This window comes from Pseudomonas imrae, from assembly GCF_046352735.2.
GTDB classification, from domain to species: Bacteria; Pseudomonadota; Gammaproteobacteria; order Pseudomonadales; family Pseudomonadaceae; genus Aquipseudomonas; species Aquipseudomonas imrae.
Genome location: NZ_CP110853.2, coordinates 1,865,839 through 1,888,666 on the forward strand (window position 1 = coordinate 1,865,839; position 22,828 = coordinate 1,888,666).

The 22,828-nt window shown below is 59.4% G+C and carries 14 protein-coding genes; 10 read left to right on the plus strand and 4 right to left on the minus strand.

Going from position 1 to position 22,828, the window contains the following annotated elements; genetic code table 11:
- Nucleotides 1-51: 51 nt before the first annotated feature.
- Together OQ460_RS08540 and OQ460_RS08545 are read left to right on the plus strand one after the other, a co-directional pair.
- Nucleotides 52-2,514, plus strand: coding sequence for an EAL domain-containing protein (locus tag OQ460_RS08540; RefSeq protein ID WP_410021386.1), 2,463 nt, complete (start codon nucleotides 52-54; stop codon nucleotides 2,512-2,514).
- A gap of 79 nt (nucleotides 2,515-2,593) precedes the next feature.
- Nucleotides 2,594-3,352, plus strand: a complete 759-nt coding sequence (locus OQ460_RS08545; RefSeq protein WP_410021953.1) for a TenA family transcriptional regulator — start codon at nucleotides 2,594-2,596, stop codon at nucleotides 3,350-3,352.
- Nucleotides 3,353-3,403: 51 nt separating this feature from the next.
- Here OQ460_RS08545 and OQ460_RS08550 read toward each other — a convergent pair whose 3' ends face one another.
- The 4 genes from OQ460_RS08550 to OQ460_RS08565 all read right to left on the minus strand — a co-directional run bounded on the left by OQ460_RS08550 (nucleotide 3,404) and on the right by OQ460_RS08565 (nucleotide 7,003).
- Nucleotides 3,404-4,144 carry a YciK family oxidoreductase gene (locus tag OQ460_RS08550; RefSeq protein ID WP_410021387.1) on the minus strand — a complete coding sequence of 247 codons (741 nt, stop codon included), beginning with the start codon at nucleotides 4,142-4,144 and terminating at the stop codon, nucleotides 3,404-3,406.
- Between the two features lie 90 nt (nucleotides 4,145-4,234).
- The gene (mupP, locus tag OQ460_RS08555) at nucleotides 4,235-4,906 is read right to left on the minus strand and encodes an N-acetylmuramic acid 6-phosphate phosphatase MupP (protein ID WP_410021388.1); all 672 of its coding nucleotides are present in this window, start codon (nucleotides 4,904-4,906) and stop codon (nucleotides 4,235-4,237) included.
- A gap of 4 nt (nucleotides 4,907-4,910) precedes the next feature.
- Nucleotides 4,911-5,609: a bifunctional 2-polyprenyl-6-hydroxyphenol methylase/3-demethylubiquinol 3-O-methyltransferase UbiG gene (gene ubiG / locus OQ460_RS08560; protein ID WP_410021389.1), complete on the minus strand. Its 699-nt coding sequence runs from the start codon at nucleotides 5,607-5,609 to the stop codon at nucleotides 4,911-4,913.
- Between the two features lie 62 nt (nucleotides 5,610-5,671).
- Nucleotides 5,672-7,003, minus strand: a complete 1,332-nt coding sequence (locus OQ460_RS08565) for a TRZ/ATZ family hydrolase (RefSeq protein WP_410021390.1) — start codon at nucleotides 7,001-7,003, stop codon at nucleotides 5,672-5,674.
- Nucleotides 7,004-7,112: 109 nt separating this feature from the next.
- Here OQ460_RS08565 and mtnA point away from each other — a divergent pair, with 109 nt between their 5' ends.
- The 8 genes from mtnA (at nucleotide 7,113) to cmk (ending at nucleotide 22,744) form a co-directional block, all read left to right on the plus strand.
- Entirely contained in the window at nucleotides 7,113-8,189 is a 1,077-nt protein-coding gene (gene mtnA / locus OQ460_RS08570) for an S-methyl-5-thioribose-1-phosphate isomerase (protein WP_410021391.1), read from the plus strand.
- Nucleotides 8,190-8,344: 155 nt separating this feature from the next.
- A complete protein-coding gene (locus OQ460_RS08575) occupies nucleotides 8,345-13,306 on the plus strand; it encodes a membrane-targeted effector domain-containing toxin (RefSeq protein ID WP_410021392.1) in 4,962 nt (1,653 codons plus the stop codon).
- 325 nt (nucleotides 13,307-13,631) lie between these two features.
- Nucleotides 13,632-16,286, plus strand: coding sequence for a DNA gyrase subunit A (gene gyrA / locus OQ460_RS08580; RefSeq protein ID WP_410021393.1), 2,655 nt, complete (start codon nucleotides 13,632-13,634; stop codon nucleotides 16,284-16,286).
- 231 nt (nucleotides 16,287-16,517) lie between these two features.
- A complete protein-coding gene (gene serC / locus OQ460_RS08585) occupies nucleotides 16,518-17,603 on the plus strand; it encodes a 3-phosphoserine/phosphohydroxythreonine transaminase (protein ID WP_410021394.1) in 1,086 nt (361 codons plus the stop codon).
- Nucleotides 17,603-18,697, plus strand: coding sequence for a prephenate dehydratase (pheA, locus tag OQ460_RS08590; RefSeq protein ID WP_003172650.1), 1,095 nt, complete (start codon nucleotides 17,603-17,605; stop codon nucleotides 18,695-18,697). The genes serC and pheA overlap by 1 nt, the downstream gene beginning before the upstream one ends.
- Before the next feature lie 9 nt (nucleotides 18,698-18,706).
- A complete protein-coding gene (gene hisC, locus OQ460_RS08595; protein ID WP_410021395.1) occupies nucleotides 18,707-19,819 on the plus strand; it encodes a histidinol-phosphate transaminase in 1,113 nt (370 codons plus the stop codon).
- A gap of 28 nt (nucleotides 19,820-19,847) precedes the next feature.
- The gene (locus OQ460_RS08600) at nucleotides 19,848-22,058 is read left to right on the plus strand and encodes a bifunctional prephenate dehydrogenase/3-phosphoshikimate 1-carboxyvinyltransferase (protein WP_410021954.1); all 2,211 of its coding nucleotides are present in this window, start codon (nucleotides 19,848-19,850) and stop codon (nucleotides 22,056-22,058) included.
- Nucleotides 22,055-22,744, plus strand: a complete 690-nt coding sequence (gene cmk, locus OQ460_RS08605; RefSeq protein ID WP_410021396.1) for a (d)CMP kinase — start codon at nucleotides 22,055-22,057, stop codon at nucleotides 22,742-22,744. Before OQ460_RS08600 ends, cmk begins: the two co-directional genes overlap by 4 nt.
- Nucleotides 22,745-22,828: the final 84 nt, after the last annotated feature.

Genomic DNA, 22,828 nt, shown 5'->3' on the forward strand with positions numbered 1-22,828 from the left:
GGCGTGTTTGATTCGCGTGCGTATTTTGGCTGTGCATGTGCAAGGGACCTCATGAAGCAAAAGCGGATTTTCGCGACGCCACGGTTGTTGGGCATCGTCTGGCCATTTATCGCCGTCGTGCTGTTCCAGGCGTTATTGGGGGGCGTCAGCCTCTATATGCTCTCGGCGGTGCGCGGGTATGTGGCTGGCGAGAGTCTGTGGTCCAAGGGCCAGAAAGATGCCATCTACTACCTGACGCTGTACGCAGACAGTCGCGACGAAGCCACTTTCCTCAAATACCAGAACGCCATCGCCGTGCCCCACGGTGGACACGAACTACGGACCGCTCTGAATCGTCCGACGCCAGACCTTGCCGCCGCACGTCTGAGTATTCTCAAGGGCGGCAACCATAGTGATGATGTCTCCAGCCTGATCTGGCTGTACCTCAACTTTCGCCACTTCAGTTATCTGGAAAAGGCCATCGAATGGTGGGCGGTGGGGGATGCCTACCTGGTGCAGTTGGATGACCTGGCGCATGAGATGCACCGGGCAATCATTGGCAATCAGGTAGCCGAGGGTGATGTGAAACGCTGGAAGGCGCGCATCTTTGCCATCAATGATGGTGTAACGCCGGCTGCCAAGGCTTTCAGTGATGCCCTGGGCGAGGGGTCGCGGGTCATTCTGCGTCTGCTGCTGTTGACCAACCTGGCCACGGCGCTGGGCTTGATCGTGCTGGCGCTGTGGCGTACCCACAAGCTGCTGACTCAACGGCGCGCTTTTGCCGATGCCCTGGAACTGGAAAAGGAGCGGGCGCAGATTACGTTAGAGTCTATTGGTGATGGGGTCATCAGCACGGATGTCGAGGGAGCCATCACTTATATGAACCCTGCGGCCGAGGCCCTGACCCATTGGAAGGCGGCTCAGGCCCAGGGGTTGCCGCTGGATGCGTTGTTCAATTTGCTGGATGAAAATGCCCAGTCCTACGGGTTTATGCTGATCGAGCACATTCTTGCCGGCAACCTCTATGGGGGCAGTGAGCATTCGAGGTTGATCCAGCGGGTCGATGGCAGCACGGTGGCCGTGACCTTGGTTGGCGCGCCGATCCGCAGTGCCGGCAAGATCAGCGGCACGGTGCTGGTATTGCACGATATGACCCAGGAACGACAGTACATTGCCAATCTGTCCTGGCAGGCGTCCCACGATGCACTGACCGGCCTGGCCAACCGCCGCGAGTTCGAATATCGCCTGGAGCAGGTTTTGCACAACGTCGGACGCCAGCATGGCGGCCAGCACGCGTTGATGTTCCTGGACCTGGACCAGTTCAAGTTGGTCAATGACACCTGTGGGCATGCCGCGGGCGATGAGCTGTTGCGGCATATCTGCGCCCTGTTGCAGTCCGATCTTCGCGAAAGTGACACCCTGGCTCGCCTTGGAGGTGATGAGTTCGGCATTTTGCTGAAGAACTGCCCAGCCCCGGCAGCCGAGAAAATCGCCGAGAGCTTGCGCCATACCGTGCAAAGCCTGCACTTTGTGTGGAAGGGACGGCCTTTCGTCACCACCGTCAGTATTGGCCTGGTGCATATCGCGCAATCCCCGACGACGCTGGAAGCATCGCTGCGGGCTGCCGACATGGCCTGCTACATGGCCAAGGAAAAGGGCCGCAACCGGGTGCAGGTCTATCACTCCGATGACTCGGAGCTGTCTTTGCGTTTCGGTGAGATGGCCTGGGTGCAGCGCCTGCACATCGCCTTGGAAGAGAATCGGTTCTGTCTGTACGCCCAGGAAATCGCTCCTCTGGGGCATACCGAGCAGGGCAATGGACACATTGAGATTCTGCTGCGCCTGCAAGATGAGGCGGGGCGGATTATCTTGCCTGACAGTTTTATTCCGGCTGCCGAGCGTTATGGGTTAATGACGTCATTGGACCGCTGGGTTGTAGAGAATGTATTTAAAGTCATCGCCAAGTGCATGTTCGAGCGCCCAGGCCGGCCTATGGCGGTATGTGCGATAAATCTGTCAGGAATAACTATCGGCGATGATGAGTTTCTCGGTTTTTTACGTGACAGATTCGTTGCTTACAATATTCCAGCAGAAATGATTTGTTTTGAAATTACCGAAACCAGTGCAATTTCAAACTTGGGCAGTGCAATTCGTTTTATCAATGAGCTCAAAGGCTTAGGTTGTCAGTTTTCGCTGGATGACTTCTGCGCCGGAATGTCTTCATTCGCATATCTTAAACATTTACCTGTAGACTTCTTGAAGATCGATGGAAGTTTCGTAAAGGATATGCTGGACGACCCGATTAACCGCGCAATGGTCGAAGTGATCAATCACATTGGCCATGTCATGGGTAAACGTACAATTGCCGAATTTGTTGAAACGCCGCAGATTGAGCAGGCCTTGCTTGAGATTGGCGTGGATTACGCTCAGGGCTACCTGATCGAGCGTCCGCAATTGTTTACCTTTGATAGTTTGCAGTGTCGACCTGTGCGGCCGCAGCCTCTGTTATTCAGGGCGCCTGGCACGTTCCGCTGAAACATTTGCTGGTCTGTACATATCACACATCAAAAGGAGCCCTACAGTGATCGACACATTCAACAGAACCGGTCCGCTCATGGATGCCTCAAGTTACCCCGCCTGGGCTCAGCAACTGATCCAGGACTGTAGCGAGAGCAAGCGTCGAGTTGTCGAACACGAACTGTACCAGCGTATGCGCGATAACAAGCTCAGCGCCAAGACCATGCGCCACTACCTGATTGGCGGGTGGCCGGTGGTTGAACAGTTTGCGTTGTACATGGCACAAAACCTCGCCAAGACCAAGTTTTCCCGCCATCCAGGGGAGGATATGGCGCGGCGCTGGTTGATGCGCAATATTCGCGTGGAGCTCAATCACGCCGACTACTGGGTACATTGGGCGCGCGCCCATGGGGTCAGCCTGGAAGAGCTGCAGGCACAGGACGTTCCGCCCGAGTTGCATGCACTGAGCCATTGGTGCTGGCACACCAGTTCGGCGGATTCTCTGATCGTTGCCATTGCAGCCACCAACTATGCTATCGAAGGCGCCACTGGGGAGTGGTCGGCCGTGGTGTGCTCGACAGGTGTCTATGCCGCGGCCTTCCCCGAGGAAGATCGCAAGCGGGCGATGAAATGGCTGAAAATGCATGCCCAGTACGATGACGCCCATCCATGGGAGGCGTTGGAAATCATTTGCACCCTGGCCGGGACGAACCCGAGCAAGGCCCTGCAGGTAGAGCTGCGCCAGGCAGTCTGCAAAAGCTACGACTACATGTACCTGTTCCTGGAACGATGCATGCAGCTGGAAAAGGCGCCGATCGCTCACGAGCGACACGTTCTGGAAACCAGCGAGGCCTGATAAGACACTGGCGGGGTGGTGTCTGCCCCGCCAGTATCGAGTGCGTTACGGCTACTGTGCGTCGAATGCCTGGCCATTGATCCCGGTGCTGTCCGGGCCCATCAGGTACAGGTACACCGGCATGATGTCTTCAGGCAGCGGGTTGTTGCCAGGGTTTTCCCCTGGGTAAGCCTGCGCACGCATGCTGGTGCGTGTGGCGCCGGGGTTGATGCTGTTGGCGCGTACGGCAGCAACCGTGTCGAGCTCGTCGGCCAGGGTTTGCATCAGTCCCTCGGTGGCAAATTTCGAAACCCCGTAGGCTCCCCAATAGGCGCGACCCTTGCGTCCCACACTGCTGGAGGTGAATACCACCGAGGCATCTTGAGACAGCTTGAGCAATGGCAGCAACGTAGCGGTCAGCATGAACATCGCGTTGACGTTGACGTGCATCACGCGCATGAAGTTTTCGCCGGACAGTTGTTCGATCGGCGTGCGTGGGCCAATGATCGAAGCGTTGTGCAGCAACCCGTCGAGATGACCGAATTCTTTTTCGATCATCGCCGCCAGCTCATCGTACTGGTGGGGCAGGGCGGTCTCCAGGTTGAACGGGATAACCACGGGTTGCGGGTGGCCGGCGGCTTCGATTTCGTCGTAGACCTGAGCCAGATTGGCTTCGGTCTTGCCCAGCAGGAGCACCGTGGCACCGTGAGCTGCATAGGTCTTTGCCGCAGCCGCGCCAATTCCGCGACCGGCACCGGTGACCAGGATGGTTCGGCCCTTGAGCAATTCAGGGTGTGCGGAGTAATCAAACATAAACATCCTCGATAAAACTAAACAGGTTGCAAATACCTGGCTTGAGTCTCTGTGCAGCGCCCACATTTCTGGATCTTCACCGCCCAGCAATCAGCAACGGCACAGCGCGTTATCCAGTACCTTGCGCAACTCCAGCGGGTGATCCACTACCACATCGGCACCCCAGTGGCGCGGATTGTCGTCCGGATGAATATAACCGTAGGTTACCGCAGCGGTGCGGGTGCCAGCGTCACGTCCTGACTCGATATCGCGCAGGTCATCGCCTACGAACAGTACGCTGGCCGGGTCAAGGTCGAGCAGCTTGCAGGCCAGGATCAGTGGTTCGGGGTCCGGTTTACTGTTTTTCACGTGATCCGGGCAGATCAACAATGCCGAGCGTTCGGCCAGGCCTAACTGCTGCATTATCGGTTCGGCAAAGCGCAATGGCTTGTTGGTGACCACGCCCCAGATCAGCTTGGATTTCTCGATGTCGGCCAACAGTTCGCCCATGCCGTCGAACAATTTGCTGTGGATTGCGCAGCCTTTGAGGTAGCGCTCCAGGAACTCCTGGCGCAGTTCTTCAAAGCCAGGGGATTCGGGATCCATCGAGAAGGTCGCGGCAACCATGGCCTTGGCGCCACCGGAAATTTCATCACGGATATGTTTGTCGTCGATCGGCGCCAGCCCGCGATCAGTACGCATGGCCTGGCAGATGGCGATAAAGTCCGGCGCGGTGTCCAGCAGGGTACCGTCCATGTCGAAGAGAACTGCTTTCAACTTCACCGGTTTATTCCTCGCGCAAGGTCTGGATCATGTAGTTGACGTCAACGTCGCTGGCCAGCTTGTAATGCTTGGTCAGCGGGTTGTAGGTCAAACCGATGATGTCCTTGACGGTCAGCCCGGCCTGGCGGCTCCAGGCACCCAGTTCGGAGGGGCGGATGAATTTCTTGAAGTCATGGGTGCCACGAGGCAGCAGCTTCATGATGTATTCGGCACCGATGATCGCGAACAGGTAGGCCTTCGGATTGCGGTTGATGGTAGAGAAGAACACTTGGCCGCCGGGCTTTACCATACGGAAGCAGGCGCGGATCACCGACGATGGGTCCGGCACGTGTTCAAGCATTTCAAGGCAAGTGACCACGTCGAACTGCTCGGGCATTTCTTCAGCCAACCCTTCGGCAGTGATCTGCCGGTATTCGACGCTCACGCCGGATTCGAGCTGATGCAGTTGAGCTACCGCCAGCGGTGCTTCACCCATGTCGATACCCATTACGGTTGCGCCGCGCAGGGCCATGGCTTCGCTGAGAATGCCGCCGCCGCATCCGACGTCCAGCACCTTTTTGCCGGCCAGGTTGACGCGCTCGTCGATCCAGTTGACGCGCAATGGGTTGATATCGTGCAGGGGTTTGAACTCGCTTTCGCGGTCCCACCAACGATGGGCCAGGGCTTCGAATTTGGCGATTTCAGCGTGGTCGACGTTGCTCATGGATCATCCTCTAAATCTGATAAAGCGGTTTGCCGGTCATGAGGCGTGGCTCAGGGGCGGCGTTATTCGGTGTGACCGCTGATGCGTTGGCCCCAGGCGATGGCCGTGGCGCACAACTGTTGCTCATCCAGGCGAGTCAGTTGCCGGTCGTCGAGCAATTGCTTGCCATCGACCCAAAGGTGTTTTACACAATCGCGTCCGGTGGCATATATAAGCTGCGAGACGGGATCATAGATCGGTTGTTGCGCCAAGCCCGACAAATCGAACGCCACTATGTCTGCGGCCTTGCCGATTTCCAGGGAACCGATTTCGCTTTCCTGGCCCAAGGCCCTGGCTCCGTTGAGGGTGGCCATGCGCAGTGCGCGATGGGCATCCAGGGCGGCGGCCGAGCCGGCGACGGCCTTGGCGAGCAAGGCGGCGGTTCGGGTTTCGCCCAGCAGGTCGAGGTCATTGTTACTGGCGGCGCCGTCGGTGCCTACTGCTACATTGACGCCGGCCTGCCACAGGCGCTCCACTGGGCAGAAACCGCTGGCCAGTTTCAGGTTCGATTCCGGGCAGTGAATGACGCTACTGTTGCTTTCTACCAGCAAGGTCAGGTCTTCGTCGCTGATTTGAGTCATGTGAACCGCCTGGAAGCGCGGTCCCAGCAAACCCAGGCGGCCAAGACGTGCCAGTGGGCGCTCACCGCGATGCTCCAGTGATTGCTGCACTTCGAAGGCGGTTTCGTGGACATGCATGTGAATCGCGGCGTCCAGTTCCTCGGCGATCACCCGCACTTTCTCCAGGTTTTCATCGCTGACGGTATACGGCGCGTGCGGCCCGAACGCGATATTGATGCGTGGGTGGTGCTTGAGGTCGCCAAACAACTCGATGCCCTGGCGAATCGCCTCGTCGGCACTGCTGGCGCCCGGAATCGGAAAGTCCAGGATCGGGATGGCGATCTGTGCACGGATGCCGCTGTTATGTACCCGTTCGCTGGCAACTTTCGCAAAGAAATACATGTCCGAAAAACAGGTAATGCCACCTTTGAGCTGCTCGGCGATCGCCAGGTCGGTGCCGTCACGGACGAAGGTTTCATCCACCCACTTGGCTTCGGCAGGCCATATGTGATTTTCGAGCCAGTTCATCAAGGGCAGATCGTCCGCCAGGCCACGAAACAGTGTCATGGCAGCGTGGCCGTGGGCGTTGACCAGGCCCGGGCTGAGCAACATTCCGGGCAGTTCCCGCACCTCGGTTGCCGCCAGTTTCAGGGCGTGGGTGCGTGGTCCGATAAAGGCAATGCGTCCGTCACGGATACCCAGGCCGTGTTCCTTGAGCACGACCCCGGCCGGCTCGACCGGTACCAGCCAGGTGGGCAGTAGCAATAAGTCGAGCGGGGCGGCGGGTGGTGTCATCGCAAGCGTCGTCCGAGGCTGTTATTAAGGAAGGGCGAAGTATACCCGAGCGCCCCGGCTGGCGGATCGCTATAATCGGCGGCTTTTGTTTATGAGTGCGGGGTGAGGGATGCGCGACCGACTGTTGGCTGCGGAGAAGGTGAAGGCCATCGATTGGCGTGATGACACGCTGCACCTGCTTGATCAGCGCGTCTTGCCGTCCCGGGAAAGCTGGGTGGCCTGCTCCACGGCTGACGAAGTGGCTGCGGCCATTCGCACGATGGTGGTGCGTGGTGCTCCAGCCCTCGGCATCTGCGCGGCTTATGGCCTGGTGCTTGCCGCCCGTGAACGCATCGCTGAAGGTGGTGACTGGCAGGCTGCGTGGGAAGAGGACTACGCACTACTGGCCGATACCCGTCCCACTGCGTCGAATCTGTTTTGGGCCCTCAAGCGCATGCGCGACCGCCTGGACCGCGTCAAGAAGCACGCCGATCCGCTGGCGGCGCTGGAGGCAGAAGCTATTGCTATCCATGAAAGCGACCGGGAAGCCAATCTGGTTATGGCCCAGTTGGGCGTTGAGCGGATTCGCAAGCACCAGGGCAACGCTCAGGCGATTCTGACCCACGGCAACGCAGGTGCCTTGGCGACGGGCGGTATCGGCACGGCACTCGGTGTGATTCGTGCCGCTTTCCTGGAAGGTTTGGTCGAGCAAGTCTATGTCAACGAAACCCGCCCATGGCTGCAAGGTTCTCGGCTGACTGCCTGGGAGTTGGCGGGCGAGGGCATCCCGGTCACTGTGAATACCGACTCGGCCGGCGCGCATATCCTCAAGACCAAGGGTGTGACGTGGGTAGTCGTTGGTGCGGATTGTATTGCGGCCAATGGTGATGTGATCAGCAAGATCGGCACTTATCAGTTGGCGGTATGCGCCATGCACCATGGTGTGCGCTTTATGGTGGTGGCGCCAAGCTCGACCCTCGACTTGATGATGGTCACTGGTGATGACGTCGCTCTGGAAGAGCGGGATGCAAGCGAGTTACTGGAAGTGGCTGACCAGCGCTTCGCTGCCGATGTGAGTGCCTACAATCCGGTGTTTGATGTGACCCCGGCCGACCTGATTGACGTGATCGTGACCGAAAAAGGTGTGGTCGAACGGCCGGACACCGTCAAGCTGGCGAAGTTGATGTGTCGTAAGCGATTGCACTGAAGGGCGCTGTGCCGGCTGTTTTTTCTTCGGCGTCCCAGGAGTGAGACAAGTGTAGAGCACGTCGAGTGAGCCTGTTTGGCAGGCTAGGGGAACTCTCACTTTGCATCTGATCGCAGCTGCGAGTGACCCCTTGCACGTTTTCAGGGTACTTGCCAATGTCTACCAACACGTCTACCTCATTAGCTGTTTCCCCGATTGATGCCATTGATTTGATGGGGGTCTTGCCGCCGCCCACTCGTGCTTGGCAACTGGGGCAGTTGCAACAAGCGATTGCTGCCGGCCAGGAGCTGCTGGCCCGGCAACCGAGCCCGGCGCTGCTGGCTGAGGAGTTGTTCAGGCAGGCGTTTTCCAGCACATTCAGTGGCCAAAATATCGATCCGGATACGGTTTACCTATCGAGTGAATCGGTGACGGGTGCGCCGCAGCAGTCGTTGACACAGTTGTTTCAACAGGCATTGACCAGCGGGCGAGCTCCTGTGGGTGCTCAAATACTGGCTTTTTGCACCGCTGATGGCGTGCTAGTCGATATTGAGTCGCAACGCTTCGAGGGCGTGGTGAGTGAATGTCTCACGCGCTTGTCAGAGCGTTACCGGCTGCGCCTGAGTGAGTTCTGGCGTGCACCTGCCGTTGCGGATAGCAGCCGCACCCGGCGCGAAGTTTTGCTGCAACATCGCTGCGATGCGTTGGCCTGGGAGGCGGCACTGCGCAGGGCCGATAACCTTGCGGATTCGACTCAAGGCATCACTGCGCATGGATTGGAGCTCGTACGGGCTCTGATTCAGCCGGATACGTCCGAGCTACCCGAAAGTCCTGCAATGGGCCTGTATCGTCTGGCGATCAAAGGGGCAGATGCGGATATTGATTTGACCGCCGCCTTCATGTTGACCACCGGCGGACTAAACAGCCTGAACCCCGTGTTGTTGTATACGCCGCAGCGAGGTCTGGAGGAATTTGTATCGTATTCCGAGATGCTCAATGAACTGAGCTTACGGTGGATCACTGATGGGGGCCGTGACGGAATTTTGGGCAATGTCGCGGTTGCGGATTTTGACCGGGCGCTCGCCCTGCGCCGAGCGGGACGCGCGGTTTGGGTCGCTGTCAGGCTTTTCCCCGAGGCGGCAGAGTCTTTGATGGAGCGGGTGCTGAATGAGCAGTTGGCGCAGCAGCAAAGCAACCTGATCACGGTGCTGGAGGCGCTCGAACCCGATGTGAGCGTTCGCCTTTCGGCGGTATTGGCCCTGGCGCAAGGGTTGCCCAGAGATCTGGCCAGCAGGCCGCTTCGTCCCGACACTCTGCCGGTCCTGCCCGTAGTGGGTGTGTCGCTGGAAGATCAGCAAAAAAACCTTGTGCGCCAGATGGGTGCCCTCAATACGCTAATCGCCAAGTTGCTGGCGGGTAAGCCGCAGGTGGAGCGTTTTTTTCAGCTGCAACTCAAGAAGATGTTTGGTGCGGTCGCTGAGCAGATCCGTCCGACAGAAATTTACTTCACTCGCTCGCATGTCGATGAACAGGGAGTACAGCAATTTCAGTCCAGCGAAACGCTGGAAGCGCTGTTGACGCAATTGCTGGCGAGTCAGGAAGATGCCGTCAATCAGAACCTGCATAGCGATGGGGCTTTTTATGTTGAGCCCGACAGCTTGAATGATCAATACAAGCTCCATCCGATCGGTACGCTGAACGATCTGGTTGCGGCGCTGAGAGCTCAATTGCCGACCTTGATTAGCGAGTTCTGGAACGCCCGCCAGGGGAATCAAGGGCTACGGTGTGAACTGTTGATTCGCGCTCGTAAGCAGGCGCTGGCTATCGAAGCGGCATTGCGGGCACTGGATGGCACATTGCAGCCGTTGAGCAGGGCATTGATTGACCGCTTCTTGCAGTACCCCACCCACGCTGCGCGGGAATTAGCGTATCGCGGTACGCCGCGCCCGCAGGTTTACGCCTTGTCGCTGGCTGACGGTACTCGATTCGCGGGTGTGTTCATTCTGAGTGGCAACGCACAGAGAGCTCACAGAACGCCGCTGATTCTGTGGACGCCCGGCGATGGGTTTGAAGAGTACGCCGATCGCGCCGCTTTATACGGCGCAATCATTCAGCGTCTCAATCAAGCGGGGCCGCCCGGCGTCTTGCTTGCTCGCAGCCTGCCGGTGAAGGTGCGAACTGTATGGGCCGGGATGTGGGGGGAATCCGAGCGCCTCGAACTGACCGAGGTAGCCTGCGATTTTGTCGCGGATAGCATTCATTCCTTGTTGACAATGCAGCAGCAGGAACTGAACTCGCTGCTTGCCAGCGCTGAACTGTTGCAGGTTGGCGTGCCGGATCAGCGGATTGACCTGGCCCCTCAACTGGATATCGCGGGCGCGTTTGTGGCACGTAACCGGCGCCTGGAGGACCAAGCCTTGCCTGCCTGGCAAAAAGCGCTGGCTGCGGATGCACGGCGGGTGTTGCAGCGCTTGGAGCTGGCTGCGCAAAACAAAAATCGCCAGTTGGCCGTTTGGCTTGAGGGGATCCCAAGCCTCGCCGAGTATGCGCGGCAAGCTCTGCGTAACAAGCTGCAGACATTCCTTCAGTCCAAAGGCCTGCCCGCCAGCGCCGCGCAACGGATCGACCCGGACAAAGTGGTGGTTGTCAAAACCGAGCACGTAAGACTGACTTACTCGCCTGCGCCAGGCGTAACGCAACCGGTTGAGCGAAGCTATGTGGAGCGGGTGAGTCTGACTGAGCTGGCCTTGAAAAACGTCGAGCCCTGGCATCAGAGTCTTTCCTGGACCTCCCGTGAAACCCTCGAGGCACCACTGAACTACGCAGATGGCAGCCGGGTGTTTAGTAGCAGCGGTGAGGCGTTGGTGCTGTCGCGGGAGCGGCTTGAGCAGTGGGTCAAGGACATCAATGTCGGTGACAGCTACCGATCAGGAGTGCTCAAGATAAAATTCGCGCCGCCCGCCCAGTCGCAGGAAGCCGAACAACGGGCACAAGCCTGGATGTCGGCTCAGGGCGCTACTCTGGAATATGAGGCACAACTCGCCCGTCTTAACCCGGCTGTTTACCAAACCCCTTTGGCCGATGACCCGGCCCGCAAACGCGGAGAGCAATGGGTTAGCGCCGTGCTGGCATCCTGGGCGCCGCAGAGCAGGCCTCTGGTGGAAGGCAAGGCCGTGGTTGCGAACTTTCTGGTGCTGGGTACGCCCAAAGAGGCCCCTGAAGTTGGCGGAGGTCAGTTGGTGCTGGGGCTTCTCGTCATCTGCACGGATGAAGATGCGCAAAGGATACTCTACGCACCCGATGCGCCGGATGGCATGAATCTACGTGAGCTGCCTGACGAGGCAGCGTTGCTGGCACTGCTGAGCGGCCCGGCATGGCGGGCGTACCTGATGCAGCGGATTGTGGTCAAAGGCGAGGGCATTGCACGCGCACCGTGGCTCACTCAAGAAATGCGGTTATTGCTGACTGACTCTGTCTTTCTCAAAACCATCGTGTCAGTACTGCCACCAATCGGGCCTGACCCGGCTGGACTGCCGATGATGAAAATCAGTCTCGTACCCTGCCTGGCATCCTTGCTGCACGGTATGTATTACATGCAAGTCATGCGGCAGATGGAGTTGGCCGATCGAGGCTCGGTGAGCAACGCGCAAGTCGCCCGCCAGTCCACCTTCAACAAGGTGATGTTCGGGATTGAGGTGGCTGGGAATTTATTGGACATGTTCCCTTGGGCAGCGCATTGGGCAACAGGGGCCCTGGGAATCTGGCGGCGCCTTTCACACAACATGGTCCGCACATTTCGTACCCGGGGGCTGGTTATTCCTGGGCTGGTCCTGCGCCGGGGACCTGGCGCCAGGCGTGTGGTGAGCATGGAAGTGGTAGGTGATGTCATCGGCCAGCCCGTTCTGGGGGTCAAGCCCTTGCCCGTCTCTCCTTTTGCGGCGAGCTCGACGGTAACGGCTCCTTCGGCGCTCTTCGAGGTTCCCGCACCACTGGCGCTGACCTCGTTTGTCCCGCCAGGGTGGCGCAGCGCGGCGGTGCCGCAGGATGAGGCGGTTGCGCTGTTGCGAGGGCTGGAGCCCAACAGCAAAGGAATTTACCGCACCGCAGCCGGCGACTACCTGATTCGTCCGCTGAGCGCTGATGGGCAGGCGGCGGTGTATCGGATCAAAGGTGATTTCAAGCTGTATGAAGGCGACGAGCTGACGGTAAGCATCATTGATGGACGCAGCCGTATCGAGGTCGGCGTTCTGCAATATGGCGGATATGGCCAATGGCGCCCTGTGGCGCTTCGGGGTGGAGGGGGAGGAAGTTCAAGGTCGGCCGCGGACCTGCCTGGAGAGGAGTTTTTGTCGTCTGTCGACTATAGGGATGGAAAGCATCTGGCTTTTGATCTGCCGGAATCGACCGGTATCTTCCATAGCGCCTGGTTTAAAAGGGATTGGCAGCGCTTCTACAAGAGTGTCGTTAAGCCGCGAAGGCCTGAGCCGCTCTCACTGGCACCCTCGGCAACCCTGGATGATCTGATTGAGCAGGTGTTTGCCAAGGCGGATGGCATGGTGCTTGGGGAGGTGCATAACCAAGCCGCCAGTATCACCTTCCTCCAAGAGAAGATGCAGGTGCTTTACGATCGAGGCGTTCGCACGCTCTACATAGAGGGCAGCCATGCCACCGCGGCACCGATAACCGCTGCTCGAAACTCTAGTGATTCACGGCATATCGTGGCGGCGAAGGCCAGAAGCTGTGGGATTCGCGTGCGCGGCCTGGATGATGATGCTTTGACCTTGCACAGGGACCCGCACACCATGGCTGCCCACATAGAAATGTCCACGCGACTTGAGGAAATGAACTATTTCGCTGTTCGACAAATTGAAACATATCGCACCCTCGACGACGGAAAGTGGGTGGCGTGGGTTGGGTCTGACCATATGAGCACGTCCTCCGGGGTGCCGGGCCTCACGGAGCTTACTGGCGCATTTGGTGTGAAAATCAGGGATGCCAAGCCTGGGCAGGCGACTGCGATCACGTTTCCGGTCGACAGGTTTTGGTACTCCAGGCCTTCGGGCGACGTTCAGGTCGATATGGCGTTATCGACTTCCACGGTACGCACACCCATGGCACCGAATACGGTATGGAGTTGAGCACTGGCTTCGTCCCGGCTCGACAAAACCAGCCGCCAATTTAACGGGCAGTCGACCCTGAGCCCCTTCTCGTCGCCACCAAGCCTGTCATTCGTCAACTTACTACGTTCCATGCGCATCAGGGGGATAGGTGCGTGGCGGCGATTGTGGTACCATCCGGCGGTTTCCAGGGTCACCCCAAGGGGCGGCCCTTAATGCGCAGATCCGTGTCATAACTCGTTGATTTGTCGTAAGTCGTTGCTAGGCATCATGCCGGCAGCGGCGAGCTTCGTTCGTCCCATATGGATGTGACGAGGTTTCACCCGAAAAAGGAATCAGGCTTCTCATGGGCGAACTGGCCAAAGAAATCCTCCCGGTCAATATCGAAGACGAGCTGAAGCAGTCCTACCTCGACTACGCAATGAGCGTAATTGTCGGGCGGGCACTGCCTGATGCGCGCGATGGCTTGAAGCCCGTGCATCGGCGTGTGCTGTTCGCGATGAGCGAGCTGGGTAACGACTGGAACAAGCCGTACAAGAAATCTGCCCGTGTTGTCGGTGACGTGATCGGTAAGTATCACCCTCACGGCGACACTGCGGTGTACGACACCATCGTTCGGATGGCCCAGCCGTTTTCCCTGCGCTACCTGCTGGTAGACGGCCAGGGTAACTTCGGTTCGGTCGATGGCGACAACGCCGCGGCCATGCGATACACCGAAGTACGCATGACCAAGCTGGCGCACGAGCTGCTGGCCGACCTGCATAAAGAAACCGTGGACTGGGTGCCGAACTACGACGGTACCGAAATGATCCCGGCGGTCATGCCGACCAGGATCCCGAACTTGTTGGTCAACGGCTCCAGCGGCATCGCCGTGGGCATGGCCACCAACATCCCGCCACACAACCTCGGTGAAGTCATCGACGGTTGCCTGGCACTCATCGACAACCCTGAGCTGACTGTCGATGAGCTGATGCAATATATCCCTGGTCCGGACTTCCCGACCGCCGCGATCATCAATGGTCGCGCCGGCATCATCGAAGCCTACCGCACCGGTCGCGGCCGCATCTACATGCGTGCCCGCTCGATGATCGAAGACATCGACAAAGTCGGTGGTCGCCAGCAGATCGTCATCACCGAACTCCCGTACCAGTTGAACAAGGCGCGTCTGATCGAGAAGATCGCCGAGCTGGTTAAAGAGAAGAAGCTCGAAGGCATCACCGAACTGCGCGACGAGTCCGACAAAGACGGCATGCGCGTGGTGATCGAGCTGCGTCGTGGCGAAGTGCCTGAGGTTATCCTCAACAACCTCTACGCCCAGACTCAGCTGCAAAGCGTGTTTGGTATCAACGTTGTGGCACTGATCGATGGCCGCCCTCGTATCCTGAACCTCAAGGATCTGCTGGAAGCCTTCGTACGTCACCGTCGCGAAGTGGTCACCCGTCGTACCGTGTTCGAACTGCGCAAGGCCCGCGAACGCGGCCATATCCTGGAAGGCCAGGCGGTGGCGCTGTCGAACATCGATCCGGTGATCGCGCTGATCAAGGCTTCACCGACTCCGTCGGAAGCCAAGGAAGCGCTGATCAAGATGCCGTGGGAATCCAGCGCCGTAGTGGCGATGGTTGAGCGTGCCGGCGCCGATTCGTGCCGTCCGGAGACTCTGGATCCACAATACGGCCTGCGTGAAGGCAAGTATTTCCTGTCGCCGGAGCAGGCCCAGGCAATCCTTGAGCTGCGTCTGCACCGTTTGACCGGCCTGGAGCACGAGAAGCTGCTGGCCGAGTATCAGGAGATTCTCAACCAGATCGGTGAGTTGATCCGCATCCTCAGCAGTGCCGTGCGCCTGATGGAAGTGATCCGCGAAGAACTGGAAGTGATCCGCGCCGAATACGGCGATGTGCGCCGCACCGAAATCCTTGATGCCCGCCTCGACCTGACCCTGGGTGACATGATCCCGGAAGAAGAGCGCGTGGTGACCATCTCCCACGGTGGCTATGCCAAGACCCAGCCATTGGCTGCGTACCAGGCCCAGCGTCGCGGTGGTAAAGGTAAATCGGCTACCGGCGTGAAGGATGAGGACTACATCGCTCACCTGCTGGTTGCCAACAGCCACACCACGCTGCTGCTGTTCTCCAGCAAGGGCAAGGTGTACTGGCTCAAAACCTACGAAATTCCGGAAGCGTCACGCGCCGCTCGTGGTCGTCCGCTGGTCAACCTGCTGCCGCTGGACAGTGATGAATACATCACCACTATGCTGCCGGTCGAGGAATACACCGAAGGTCATTTCATCTTCATGGCTACCGCCAAAGGCACCGTGAAGAAGACTCCGCTGGAGTCCTTCAGCCGTCAGCGCAGTGTGGGCCTGATCGCCCTTGAGCTGGACGAAGGCGATGTACTGATCTCCGCCGCGATCACTGATGGTGAGCGTGAAGTGATGCTGTTCTCCGACGGCGGCAAGGTCACGCGCTTCAAGGAGTCCGATGTTCGCGCCATGGGCCGTACCGCCCGCGGTGTGCGCGGTATGCGCCTGCCAGAAGGGCAGAAGCTGATTTCGATGCTGATCCCGGAAGAAGGCAGTCAGATCCTGACTGCTTCCGAGCGTGGTTATGGCAAGCGTACGGCCATCAGCGAGTTCCCGGAGTACAAGCGTGGCGGTCAAGGTGTTATTGCCATGGTCAGCAACGATCGCAATGGCCGTCTGGTTGGCGCGGTCCAGGTGCTCGATGGCGAGGAAATCATGCTGATTTCCGACCAGGGCACCCTGGTACGTACTCGTGTGGCTGAAGTGTCGAGCCTGGGCCGTAACACCCAGGGCGTGACCTTGATCAAGCTGGCCAAGGACGAAAAACTGGTCGGCCTGGAGCGTGTCCAGGAGCCTTCGGAAGTTGAAGGCGAGGAGCTTGAAGGTGAAGGTTTCGATGGCGAGGTAATCGCAGCAGGCGATGATAACGTCGACGAGCCAACCCTCGATGCGGCCGCAGACGAAGAAGAACCGCAGGAATAAGCGGACACACAGGGGGCGGATGAAGATTCGCCCCCTTGTTGTTTGTCCGGATGGAAATATCGACAACGATGGAGACCTCTTGTGGGAGCGGGCTTGCTCGCGAAGGCGGAGAGTCAGTCGCCAGATGTGTTGACTGACACGCCGCCTTCGCGAGCAAGCCCGCTCCCACACTGGATCCAGTGTCGGCTGATATGTTTGCGTGACTACCACCAAATCAGAGTGAGATTGGATGTGAGCAAGAGAGCCTATAACTTCTGTGCCGGTCCCGCGGCGCTTCCTGAAGCAGTCCTGCAGCGCGCGCAGGGTGAACTCCTCGACTGGCATGGCAAAGGCCTCTCCGTGATGGAGATGAGCCATCGCAGCGATGAGTTTGTATCCATCGCCACCAAGGCTGAGCAGGACCTGCGTGACTTGCTGGACATCCCATCCGATTACAAAGTGCTGTTCCTGCAAGGCGGCGCCAGCCAGCAGTTCGCCCAGATCCCGCTGAACCTGCTGCCGGAAAACGGCACGGCCGACTATATCGACACCGGTATCTGGGGGCAGAAGGCCATTGAAGAGGCCTCGCGCTACGGGCATGTCAACGTGGCAGGCACCGCCAAGCCCTACGACTACTTTGCCATTCCCGGTCAGAACGAGTGGACGCTGTCCAAGGACGCAGCCTACGTTCACTACGTCGCGAACGAAACCATCGGTGGCCTGGAATTTGATTGGGTGCCGCAAGTAGGTGACGTGCCACTGGTGTGCGACATGTCCTCGGACATCCTCTCGCGCCCGATCGACGTGTCCAAATACGGCATGATCTACGCCGGCGCGCAGAAGAACATCGGCCCGAGCGGCATTCTGGTCAATATCATCCGCGAAGACCTGCTGGGTCGCGCCCGTTCGCTGTGTCCGACCATGCTCAACTACAAGGTCGCGGCCGACAACGGCTCGATGTACAACACCCCGCCGGCATTCGCCTGGTACCTGTCGGGCCTGGTGTTCGAGTGGCTGAAAGAACAGGGCGGCGTGGCAGCCATGGGCAAGCGCAACGAAGAGAAGAAGCGCACCCTGTACAACTTCATCGACGCCAGCGGCCTGTACAGCAACCCGATCAACCTCACCGACCGCTCGTGGATGAACGTGCCGTTCCGCCTGGCTGACGACCGCCTGGACAAGCCATTCCTGGCAGGCGCCGATGAGCGTGGCCTGTTGAACCTCAAGGGCCATCGCTCGGTGGGTGGCATGCGTGCTTCGATCTACAACGCGGTCGATATCAACGCCATCAATGCGTTGGTGGCTTACATGGCAGAGTTCGAAAAGGAACACGGCTAATGTCTGAGCAAGAACTCAAGGCCCTGCGTGTGCGCATTGACAGTCTGGACGAGAAAGTCCTGGAGCTGATCAGTGAGCGCGCGCGGTGCGCCCAGGAAGTGGCACGCGTGAAAATGGCTTCCCTGGCGGAAGGCGAAGTGCCGGTGTTCTACCGTCCCGAGCGTGAAGCCCAGGTACTCAAGCGCGTGATGGAGCGCAACAAGGGCCCGCTGGGCAACGAAGAGATGGCGCGGTTGTTCCGTGAAATCATGTCCTCGTGCCTGGCGCTGGAACAGCCGTTGAAAGTGGCCTACCTCGGCCCTGAAGGCACCTTTACCCAGGCGGCAGCCATGAAGCACTTCGGCCACGCAGTGATCAGCAAGCCGATGGCGGCAATCGACGAGGTGTTCCGCGAAGTGGCGGCAGGTGCGGTGAATTTTGGCGTGGTGCCGGTGGAAAACTCCACCGAAGGTGCGGTCAACCACACGCTGGACAGCTTTCTTGAGCACGACATGGTCATCTGTGGCGAAGTCGAGCTGCGCATCCACCACCATTTGCTGGTGGGCGAAAACACCAAGACCGACAGCATCAGTCGCATCTACTCCCACGCCCAGTCCCTGGCCCAGTGCCGCAAGTGGCTGGACGCCCATTACCCGAACGTCGAGCGCGTGGCGGTTTCCAGCAACGCCGAGGCGGCCAAGCGGGTCAAGGGCGAGTGGAATTCGGCGGCCATCGCCGGTGATATGGCGGCGGGCCTGTATGGCTTGACGCGCCTTGCCGAGAAAATCGAGGACCGCCCGGACAACTCCACGCGCTTCTTGATGATCGGCAGCCAGGAAGTGCCCCCAACCGGCGACGACAAGACCTCGATTATCGTTTCCATGAGCAACAAGCCCGGCGCGCTACATGAGCTGCTGGTGCCGTTTCACGACAATGGGATTGACCTGACGCGCATCGAGACTCGTCCATCGCGCAGCGGTAAATGGACTTACGTGTTCTTTATCGACTTCATCGGCCATCACCGCGACCCATTGGTCAAAGGTGTGCTTGAGAAAATCAGTCAGGAAGCCGTGGCACTCAAGGTGCTGGGCTCTTACCCGAAAGCGGTTTTGTGAGGCGTTAACATGAGTGGCAACTTCCTCGCTCTGGCTCAGCCGGGCGTGCAACAACTGTCGCCTTACGTCCCGGGCAAGCCTGTGGACGAGCTGGCGCGCGAGTTGAATCTGGACCCGTCCAGAATCGTCAAACTGGCGAGTAACGAAAACCCGCTGGGTCCTAGCCCTAAAGTGCTTGCGGCGATTCGTGAAGAGCTGGCCGAGCTGACCCGTTATCCCGATGGCAACGGCTTTGCCCTCAAGTCGCTGCTGGCGCAAAAATGCCGAGTCGAGCTGAGCCAGGTGACCCTGGGTAATGGGTCCAACGATATTCTCGAGCTGGTCGGCCGTGCCTACCTGGCGCCGGGTTTGAATGCAGTGTTCAGCGAGCACGCGTTTGCGGTCTATCCCATCGTTACCCAGGCTGTCGGTGCCGATGCACGGGTTATTCCAGCCAAGGATTGGGGGCACGACCTGCCAGCGATGCTGGCGGCGATCGACGCACAGACCCGCGTGATCTTCATCGCCAATCCGAACAATCCGACTGGTACCTGGTTCGACGCGCAAGCTCTGGACGACTTCCTGCAAGGCGTACCGGAGCACGTGTTGGTGGTATTGGATGAAGCCTACATAGAATACGCCGAAGGCAGCGACCTGCCGGACGGCCTGGACTTCCTGGCGGCCTACCCGAACCTGCTGGTATCGCGCACCTTCTCCAAGGCCTATGGCCTGGCGTCGTTGCGGGTCGGCTACGGCTTGTCCTCCGCGGTGGTCGCTGACGTTCTGAACCGTGTACGCCAACCGTTCAATGTCAACAGCCTGGCCCTGGCAGCGGCCTGTGCGGCAGTGAAGGATGCCGAGTACCTGGAGGAGGGGCGTCGCATCAACGAAAGCGGCATGTTGCAATTGCAGGAAGGCTTCCGCGAGTTAGGCCTGGGCTGGATTCCGTCCAAGGGCAACTTCATCTGCGTCGACCTTGGACAAGTGGCTGCCCTTGTGTTCCAGGGTCTGCTGCGCGAAGGCGTGATCGTGCGGCCGGTGGCCAACTATGGCATGCCGAACCATCTGCGCATCACCATCGGCTTGCCGGCTGAAAACAACCGCTTCCTGGAGGCGCTGGCCAAGGTTCTGGCTCGTGGTTGATGTCACTGCATTGCAACCTGCTGTGCCTATGATCGGTCGCCTAGTGGTGGTTGGTCTCGGCTTGATCGGTGGCTCCTTCGCCAAAGGCCTGCGTGAAAGCGGTCTGTGTGGCGAAGTGGTCGGTGTGGACCTGGACCCGCAGTCGCGCGAGTTGGCGGTTGAGTTGGGTGTGGTGGATCGCTGTGAAGCGGACCTGGCGCTTGCCTGTCAGGGTGCGGACGTGATCCAGCTCGCCGTGCCGATCCTGGCCATGGAGAAATTGCTCGCCGTGCTGGCTGGCATGGACCTGGGTCAGGCGATCCTGACGGATGTCGGCAGCGCCAAGGGCAATGTGGTGCGCGCGGCGCAATTGGCCTTTGGCGGCATGCCTGCGCGATTCGTGCCAGGCCATCCGATTGCCGGTTCCGAGCAGAGCGGGGTAGAGGCGTCCAATGCGCAGCTATTCCGTCGCCATAAAGTCATCCTGACGCCGCTTGCGCAAACCGATTCGGCTGCGCTGGCGGTAGTCGATCGTCTGTGGCGCGAGTTGGGCGCGGATGTCGAGCATATGCAGGTTGAGCGCCACGACGAGGTGCTGGCGGCGACCAGTCACCTGCCGCATTTACTGGCATTTGGCCTTGTCGATTCGTTGGCCAAACGCAACGAGAACCTCGAGATTTTCCGTTACGCTGCCGGTGGCTTCCGCGATTTCACGCGGATTGCCGGCAGCGATCCGGTGATGTGGCACGACATATTTCTGGCCAACCGCGAAGCAGTGTTACGCACCCTGGACACCTTCCGCAGCGACCTCGACGCCTTGCGTGATGCGGTCGATGCCGGGGATGGTCATCAATTATTGGGCGTGTTCACCCGTGCGCGGGTTGCGCGTGAGCATTTCAGCAAGATCCTGGCTCGCCGGGCCTATATGGAAACCGCTGTGGACGCTGACGACCTGACCTTCCTGGCCAAACCGGGCGGACGTTTGAGCGGGCGTATCCGGGTGCCAGGTGATAAGTCGATCTCTCATCGGTCGATCATGCTGGGCTCGTTGGCCGAGGGTGTAACCGAGATCGAAGGGTTCCTTGAGGGCGAAGATGCCCTGGCGACCTTGCAGGCATTTCGCGACATGGGCGTGGTGATTGAGGGTCCGCACCATGGGCGCGTGACCATTCATGGTGTGGGTTTGCATGGCTTGAAACCGGCGCCGGGGCCTATTTACTTGGGTAACTCCGGCACCTCGATGCGTTTGTTGTCTGGCTTGCTGGCGGCGCAAAGCTTCGACAGCGTGTTGACCGGCGACGTGTCGTTGTCCGGGCGTCCGATGAATCGCGTGGCCCTGCCTTTGGGCGAGATGGGCGCAGTGATCGAAACGGGTCCGGAAGGGCGCCCGCCGCTGACCATCCGTGGCGGCCAATCGTTGAAAGGCCTGACTTACGCCATGCCGATGGCCAGTGCCCAGGTCAAATCCTGCCTGTTGCTGGCTGGGCTGTACGCCAAGGGCAAGACGTCGGTGAGCGAGCCTGCGCCAACCCGTGACCACACCGAACGCATGTTGCGCGGCTTTGGGTATCCGGTGACCGTGCAGGGTGCGACAGCGTCGGTGGAGTCCGGTCATGCGTTGACCGCCACTCATATTGAAGTGCCGGGTGATATTTCCTCTTCGGCTTTCTTCCTGGTAGCCGCGTCGATTGCCGAGGGTTCCGAGTTGTTGCTCGAGCATGTCGGCGTCAATCCGACACGTACCGGGGTGATCGATATCCTGCGGTTGATGGGCGCGGATATCACCCTGGAAAACCAGCGCGAAGTCGGCGGTGAGCCAGTGGCTGACCTGCGGGTGCGGGCGGCCGCACTCAAGGGGGTCGAAATTCCCGAAGCGCTGGTGCCGTTGGCGATTGATGAATTCCCGGTGCTGTTTATTGCGGCGGCCTGTGCCGAAGGGCGAACCGTGCTGCGTGGTGCTGCGGAGCTGCGTGTAAAGGAATCTGACCGTATCCAGGTCATGGCTGATGGTCTGGCGGGGCTGGGAGTGAAGTGTGAGCCGACCCCTGATGGGATTATCATTGACGGCGGGCTGATCGGTGGCGGTGAGGTTCATGCCCATGGCGATCATCGGATTGCCATGGCTTTCAGCGTTGCTTCCCTAAGGGCGGCTGCGCCGATTCGTATCCGTGACTGCGCCAATGTTGCCACGTCTTTTCCGAATTTTCTGACACTGTGTGCCCATGTCGGCATCCGTGTTGCCCAAGAGGCTCAATTGTGAATATCAAAGCACCGGTGATAACCATCGACGGGCCAAGCGGCTCGGGCAAAGGCACGATCGCCGGCATCCTGGCCAAGCGCCTGGGCTGGAATCTGCTGGATTCGGGCGCGCTGTACCGCCTGCTGGCATTTGCCGCCCGCAACCATAGCGTCGACCTGACCAATGAAGAATCCCTGAAGCTGCTGGCGGCGCACCTTGATGTGCAATTCGTTGGCGCGACTGAAGGTCATCCCCAGCGCATCATCCTCGAAGGCGATGATGTGACGGATGATCTGCGCAACGAACAAGTCGGTTCCTGGGCGTCCCAGGTTGCCGCACTGCCCGCTGTGCGCGACGCCTTGTTGCAGCGTCAGCGGGCGTTTCAGGAGCCGCCGGGCCTGGTGGCTGATGGCCGCGACATGGGCACGGTAGTATTTCCCGACGCTCCACTGAAGATCTTCCTGACCGCCAGCGCCGAGGAGCGTGCTCGCCGCCGTTACTTGCAGTTGAAGGGCAAAGTCGAAGGTGTTAGTCTGTCGAGTCTGCTAGATGAGATCCGTGCACGCGATGAGCGTGATACCCAGCGCGCAGTAGCCCCGCTCAAGCCGGCGGCTGATGCCATACAGCTGGATTCCACGGAGCTGTCCATCGAGCAGGTGCTGGAACGCATCATGAGCGAGATCGCCATTCGCGACATCGCCGGGTGACCAAGAAGACCGCGGGGGACCAGTCATAGTCCTGTGGTGCTTCTTTTAATTGAAACTGACCCACACCGTCTGGGGTGTGGAGAT